The sequence below is a fragment of the Paenibacillus cisolokensis genome (assembly GCF_018403665.1).
In the GTDB taxonomy this organism is placed as follows: Bacteria; Bacillota; Bacilli; order Paenibacillales; family Paenibacillaceae; genus Paenibacillus_AH; species Paenibacillus_AH cisolokensis.
In genome coordinates this window covers 1-5,639 of the sequence record NZ_BOVJ01000093.1, presented here as the reverse complement: position 1 = coordinate 5,639, position 5,639 = coordinate 1, and the positions used below count along the sequence as shown (strand labels likewise).

Sequence of the window (5,639 nt, the reverse complement as noted above, 5' to 3'; positions counted from 1 at the left end):
CCGAATAGATGACTGCGGTACAAAATTCTGCAAAAATACAGTATTTATTGGACAATTTTCCACTTGTCTGGCTTGAACCGATCAAAAAACTGTATTATCGCAGGAATTTTCACGTTTTGGCCATTTTCCGTCCGAAAAAGCTGCACTTTTGCAACTTTGTTCCTTCCGGAGTCGCGTCGGGGGCCGATGTGCACGGGCGTTCGGCGGCGGTACTGCCGCGATTGGTGTCACACCGAGGTGGCCGCCATGTCGTAATGCCATTATGCCGCCATGCCATTATGCCGCCATGCCGCTTCCGTCATGCGCCGGCCATAAGGGGAATACGATGGTAGCAGCGGGCACGCGCCGCTGCCGCCGTTTCGGTTGCCGGTGCTGCCGCAAAAGGAGGATGCTCATGCTCACCTATGCTGTTCGCCCGGGCGACACCTACTTGCGCATCGCCCGCAAGTTCGGCGTCAATCCGTATGCGCTGTACGCGGCCAATCCGGCGATCGCGCCCGGCGAATATGCGCAGCCGGGGGACTTGCTGCGCATCCCGGCCCGCCCTGCGCGCCTTCGCGTGCTGCAACCGGGCGATACGCCGGACAGCCTGAGCGGCCGGTACGGCATTCCCGCCGACGCTTGGATCGGCTGCAATCCCGCTTTGGCCGCCGGAGGCTGGCATCCCGGAACCGTTGCCGTCGTTCCGCCGGCCGGGACGCCAGGCATCGTGGACGCGACGGCCGAATACGGCTACCGGGATATGATGGCCGATTGCGCGGCGCTGAAGAAACGTTATCCGTCGTGGCTGGAGCTCACGGTTATCGGCACGAGCGTGCTGGGCAAGCCGTTGCCGGCCATGCGCATCGGCGGCGGTCCGCGCCGGCTGCATGTCAACGCTTCGTTTCACGCCAACGAATGGATTACATCGGCTCTGCTGATGCGTTTCGCGGAACGGCTTGCCGCCGCATGCGCCTCCGGCGGGGAAATTGCGGGCGAGCCCGCCCGGGAATTGTGCGGCCGGACAACGCTGTGGCTCGTGCCGATGGTCAATCCCGACGGCGTCGAACTCGTTCAGGAGGGCGTACGGCCGGACCATCCGTTCTATCGGGAGCTTCTCCGCTGGAACCGGGGGTCGCGCCGTTTCGACCGCTGGAAGGCGAACGTTCGCGGCGTCGATCTAAACGACCAGTTTCCCGCTCATTGGGAAGCGGAATGCGAGCGCCGGGATACGGCCGGGCCGGGACCGCGCGATTATCCCGGACCGTCGCCGCTCAGCGAACCGGAAGCGGCAGCGATGGCGGCATTCGCGGAGGCGCATCGGTTCGACGCGGTCGTGGCGCTTCATACGCAAGGACAGGAAATTTACTGGAACTACCGCGATTACGAGCCGCCCGAATCCGAGCGGCTGGCGCAGCGTCTCGGCAGGGCTTGCGGCTACAGGCCGGTTAAGCTGTCGGGCAGCGACGCGGGCTTCAAGGACTGGTTCATCCAGCGGTTTCGCAGGCCGGGATTTACGGTCGAGGTGGGACTCGGCGTCAATCCGCTGCCGCTCGAGCGTTTTCCCGAATATTACGAAGAGGTGGAGCGGCTGCTGGCGGAAGCGATGAAACCGTAGTCCGGAAATGAAGCGGCGGCGAGGGGGAGGCTTAGGCGGAAGCGGCTTGTGGTATACTGAAGATAAAGGGGGCGTCGCCTATGCGGAAACTGTTGTCGCTTCGCCATTGGAAGCATGTGTTCGTACGCGTCTTCCGGCTGCTCGCATCGAAAGACGTATCGGCGGCCGACAAGCTGCTGTTTGCGATTCCGGTGCTGCTTTACTGGGTGCTGCCTGACGCCATGCCGCTTTTGCCGTTCGACGATATCGCGGTCACGATGGCGGCGGCGGAGTTTTTCACGCGATATATGGAACGAAAATACGGCTCCGGATCGCGAGGTTGATCTGGGGCCGTACTTTCAATACAATAGGGAGGACAGGCCGCTCTCGCGGGCGGCAAGGCGGAAGCTGACAAAGGAGCTGGGAAACCGATGAACTGCAAAATAACACGCAATGCCGCGAAAGTGCTGCGCGCCGAATTGGACAAGCCCGAACACGAGGGCAAGAAGCTTCGCGTTTATATCACTCATGCCCACGGCGATCATGCCCATTACGGCTTGGCGATTGACGATGCCGGCGAGAACGACGAAGTCGTCGCAACGGACAAGGACATCGACGTCATTATGGAGAAGGGCGTCGATCTGCTCGACGGCGTCAAGATCGACTATTTGTATTTTCCGCAGGAAGGGTTCGTCATTACGAATCCGTCCAAGGGCAACCACGGCGATCATTGAGGGACGGGAAAACGCAGACGATGGCCAACGATATCCGGATATGCGACAAATGCCGGCATATTCGCATCAAAACCGTGCTTCCCAGGCTGCGGCAGCTCGCGCCTGACGCCGACATCCGGGTGGGCTGCAAGTCGTATTGCGGGCCGTGCAAACGATCGGCGTTCATTTTCGTCAACGGCCGTTATTTGACGGCGTCAACCGAAGACGAGGCGCTGGAGAAAGCGGCAAAATTTATTAAACGCGCCTAACGGCAATCGAAAAGCACCTTCAGAACCGCTATCGAAGCGGGTCGAAGGTGCTTTCGCTTTGCTCTCATTCGCCCCGCGAGAGGACGGGGACAAGATTGTATTCCACCAGCCGATCCGAAGCGGCCAGCTCCCGGGCGGCCGCTTGCGCGCCCGGCTTGCAAATTGCCGGATCGGTCGTTTCACCGCTTGCCAGATCCCAGCATGCGCCGTTTTCCGGAATGCCGTCGGAAGAAGGCAAGTAATACACCTTGCCGTCGGTAAACGCGCCGCTTCGCAGCACGACCTGCTTGTCTTCGGCGACCGGCTTGGCGGTAATGAGCGGGGTGCCGACCAAATGCTGATCTTTGGTCGAGATGCCGAGCAGATGCTGGATCGTCGGCGACAGATCGATCTGGCCGCCTACATCATCGTACGTGCCGGCATGCGCCCCGTCCGGCAGGTGAACGATCAGCGGCACCTGCTTCAACATCTGCTGCCTTTCGATTTCGTTCAGCGGTTTGCCGACGAAGCTTTCGAAATAACTCCACTCGTTGATCGAATTGTCATGATCGCCGTACAGGAGCAATATCGTCTTGTCCCACAATCCTTCCTTCTTCAATCGCTCTACCAGATGGCCGACCGCCTGGTCCACATAATGGACGGATTGCAGGTAATCGCCGAATATCGTTCCGTCGTACTCCCCGACATCGAGCTTGCGGCGGTCTTTCGGCAGCGAGTACGGATGATGGCTGGTGAGCGTAATGAGAAACGCGTAAAACGGCTGTTTCTGCTTCGCCAGCAAACTGATCGACTGTTGAAAGAACGAGTCGTCTCCGAGCGACCAGCCGAGCGGCTCATCCATTGCGAAATGCTTTTTGTTGTAAAAATGATCGTACCCCAACCGGTCGTACATCACGTTGCGGTTCCAGAACCCGCCCTCGTAAGCGTGAAAGGCGCTTGCCGTATATCCGTTGTCCTTCAGCACTTTCGGCAAACATTCGAACTCGTTGTGCGCGTACTGGATAAATACCGAACCGTTGAGCACCGGGTGGGCCGAACATTGGACGGCGAAATCCGCATCCGACGTTCTGCCCTGCGCGGTCTGGTGATAGAACCGGCTGAAGTAGACGCTGTCTTCCAGCAGCCTGTTCATATTCGGCGTCACTTCCTGACCGTTGACGGAACGGCCGATGACGAAATTTTGCAGAGCTTCCACCTGGATGACGATGACGTTGCTGCCCTTGTAGGCGCCGAACAGTCCGTCAGACTCCGCCCGTGCGCGCGCCTCTCCTCTCGCTTTGAACCAATCGCCCGCTTCCGCCGTCTGTTCCGCCGGCAGCTTATTGTGGTGGAAAAGGCGGCGTTCCGCATACCGGTACGCGTCGTAACCGTGAAACCCGATAACGCCTGTCACGTTGTACAGCGACACATTCCACCAGTTTCCGGAAAACAGTCCTTTGGCCCACGTATTTTTGGCGATATTGACAGGGACGAAGACGAGCGCCATGCCGCAGGCAAACACGATGAGGCTGACGGACAGCCGCAGCGTCAGCTTGCGCCAGACGGGACGCGCCGCGTTGTGCGTGCGGGACCGCCGTGCATCCCGGTTGCCGAAGAGCGCGTACAGCATGAACGGAATGACGAACGGCCAGTCCGCATACAGCCACAGGTCGACGGGCCTGAGCAGCGCGCCGATGCTGCCTCCGAGCGAATCGAGCTGCGAAGCCTGAAACAGCACCGGCACCGAGATCAAGTCTTGAAAATACCGGTAATAAACCAGATCGGCATAAATGACGAGCGTCAGGACCAGATTCAAAATCGCCAGCGCCGCAATCCGGCCCCGGAACGGCAGAAGAATCGTCCAGAACGACACGAGCGCCAGCGACCCGAGCGCGACCAGCACGTCATCCGGCGTCATGGCCATATTTTTCACGTCGATCAAACGGTCGAACAGAATCAGCTTCAGCAGCATGGCCGCATAGAACAAAAGCAGCTCGATCCCGTACAGCCGCTCCACGATTTCGACGGTCACTCTTATTCCGCGCCGCGCCGTCTGCTGTAAAGAACTAATCATAAGCCTTAATTCCTTTCCAAAAGCTATGCCCCATTTTTGATTTTTACGAAACATTAACAAACCGTTTTCAATATATCGTACAACAAAAAAGGATTTCAAGTCTTTTGGGAGTCGTTGGGAAATTGCGGCTGCCAGCTTAAGCCCGGCCGTTCATGGCGCTTGTTTCCATTGTTGCCGTATCGGCTGGAAAAACATACAATCAAGTATAGGACAAAAAAGCGGCTTGCATTTTCAAACATGCGGAACGTCATTGTTCCGCCAGCCGCTGCACGGCCATCACGGAGCATTCGAAAGGAGCGACATGCGAAGGTGAAAGCGGAACAAGGCCCGGTTGCGCCCGAGCGCTATATCGAAGAGCTGTTCGGACAAGATGAAACGTTGGAGCGGGCACTCGCCGGGATACGGACGGAGGGCATGCCCGAAATATCGGTGGCGCCGGGATACGGCCGGCTGCTGACCTTGCTGGTGCGCCTGTCCGGTGCGCGGGAAGTGCTGGAGATCGGAGCGCTCGGCGGCTACAGCGGAATCTGTCTGGCGCGCGGGCTGCCTGAGGGCGGACGGATCACATCGCTTGAACTGCTGGAACCGTACGCGGCAGTAGCGAGGCGGCATATGACGGAAGCGGGATTCGGGGAACGCGTCGACTATATCATCGGCGATGCGAAGGAGTCGCTGGCAAGACTGGAGGCGGAAGGGCGGCGATTCGGCTTTTTCTTCATCGATGCGGACAAGGAAGGCTACCCGTTCTATCTGGACATGGCGCTCCGGCTCGCCCGCCCCGGAGCCGTCATTGCCGCCGACAACGTTTTGCTGCGCGGCCGGACGGCGGACCCGAATCGGGTCGGACCGTCGGTGGTGGCGATGCGGGAGTTCAACGAACGCATCGCGACGGACGAGCGGCTCGACGCAACGATATTGCCGGCGTATGACGGCTTGGCTTTGGCGGTGGTGAAACAGAGCGAATGATACGAAGCAAGGCCCGGGGCGGCAACTGCCCCGGGCCTTCTTTTCATGGTACGCCCAGCATG

At 59.3% G+C, this 5,639-nt stretch carries 6 protein-coding genes; 5 read left to right on the top strand and 1 reads right to left on the bottom strand.

Features of this window, described 5'->3' with window-relative positions:
* Nucleotides 1–394 precede the first annotated feature (394 nt).
* The 4 genes from PACILC2_RS13420 to PACILC2_RS13405 all read left to right on the top strand — a co-directional run bounded on the left by PACILC2_RS13420 (nucleotide 395) and on the right by PACILC2_RS13405 (nucleotide 2,558).
* Nucleotides 395–1,597: a M14 family metallopeptidase gene (locus PACILC2_RS13420; protein ID WP_213529122.1), complete on the top strand. Its 1,203-nt coding sequence runs from the start codon at nucleotides 395–397 to the stop codon at nucleotides 1,595–1,597.
* Between the two features lie 80 nt (nucleotides 1,598–1,677).
* The gene (locus tag PACILC2_RS13415) at nucleotides 1,678–1,920 is read left to right on the top strand and encodes a hypothetical protein (RefSeq protein ID WP_062494269.1); all 243 of its coding nucleotides are present in this window, start codon (nucleotides 1,678–1,680) and stop codon (nucleotides 1,918–1,920) included.
* 87 nt (nucleotides 1,921–2,007) lie between these two features.
* Nucleotides 2,008–2,310, top strand: a complete 303-nt coding sequence (locus PACILC2_RS13410) for a hypothetical protein (protein ID WP_062494266.1) — start codon at nucleotides 2,008–2,010, stop codon at nucleotides 2,308–2,310.
* A gap of 20 nt (nucleotides 2,311–2,330) precedes the next feature.
* Nucleotides 2,331–2,558, top strand: coding sequence for a YuzB family protein (locus tag PACILC2_RS13405; RefSeq protein ID WP_062494264.1), 228 nt, complete (start codon nucleotides 2,331–2,333; stop codon nucleotides 2,556–2,558).
* 64 nt (nucleotides 2,559–2,622) lie between these two features.
* On the opposite strand, the gene PACILC2_RS13400 is transcribed toward PACILC2_RS13405, so the two are convergent.
* On the bottom strand, nucleotides 2,623–4,611 hold the full coding sequence (locus tag PACILC2_RS13400; RefSeq protein WP_213529121.1) for an LTA synthase family protein: 1,989 nt from the start codon (nucleotides 4,609–4,611) through the stop codon (nucleotides 2,623–2,625).
* Between the two features lie 309 nt (nucleotides 4,612–4,920).
* Between PACILC2_RS13400 and PACILC2_RS13395 the strand changes: the two genes are divergently transcribed.
* Nucleotides 4,921–5,577 (top strand): O-methyltransferase, encoded by a 657-nt coding sequence (locus PACILC2_RS13395; protein ID WP_244863486.1) that lies wholly within the window; start codon nucleotides 4,921–4,923, stop codon nucleotides 5,575–5,577.
* Nucleotides 5,578–5,639 lie beyond the last annotated feature (62 nt).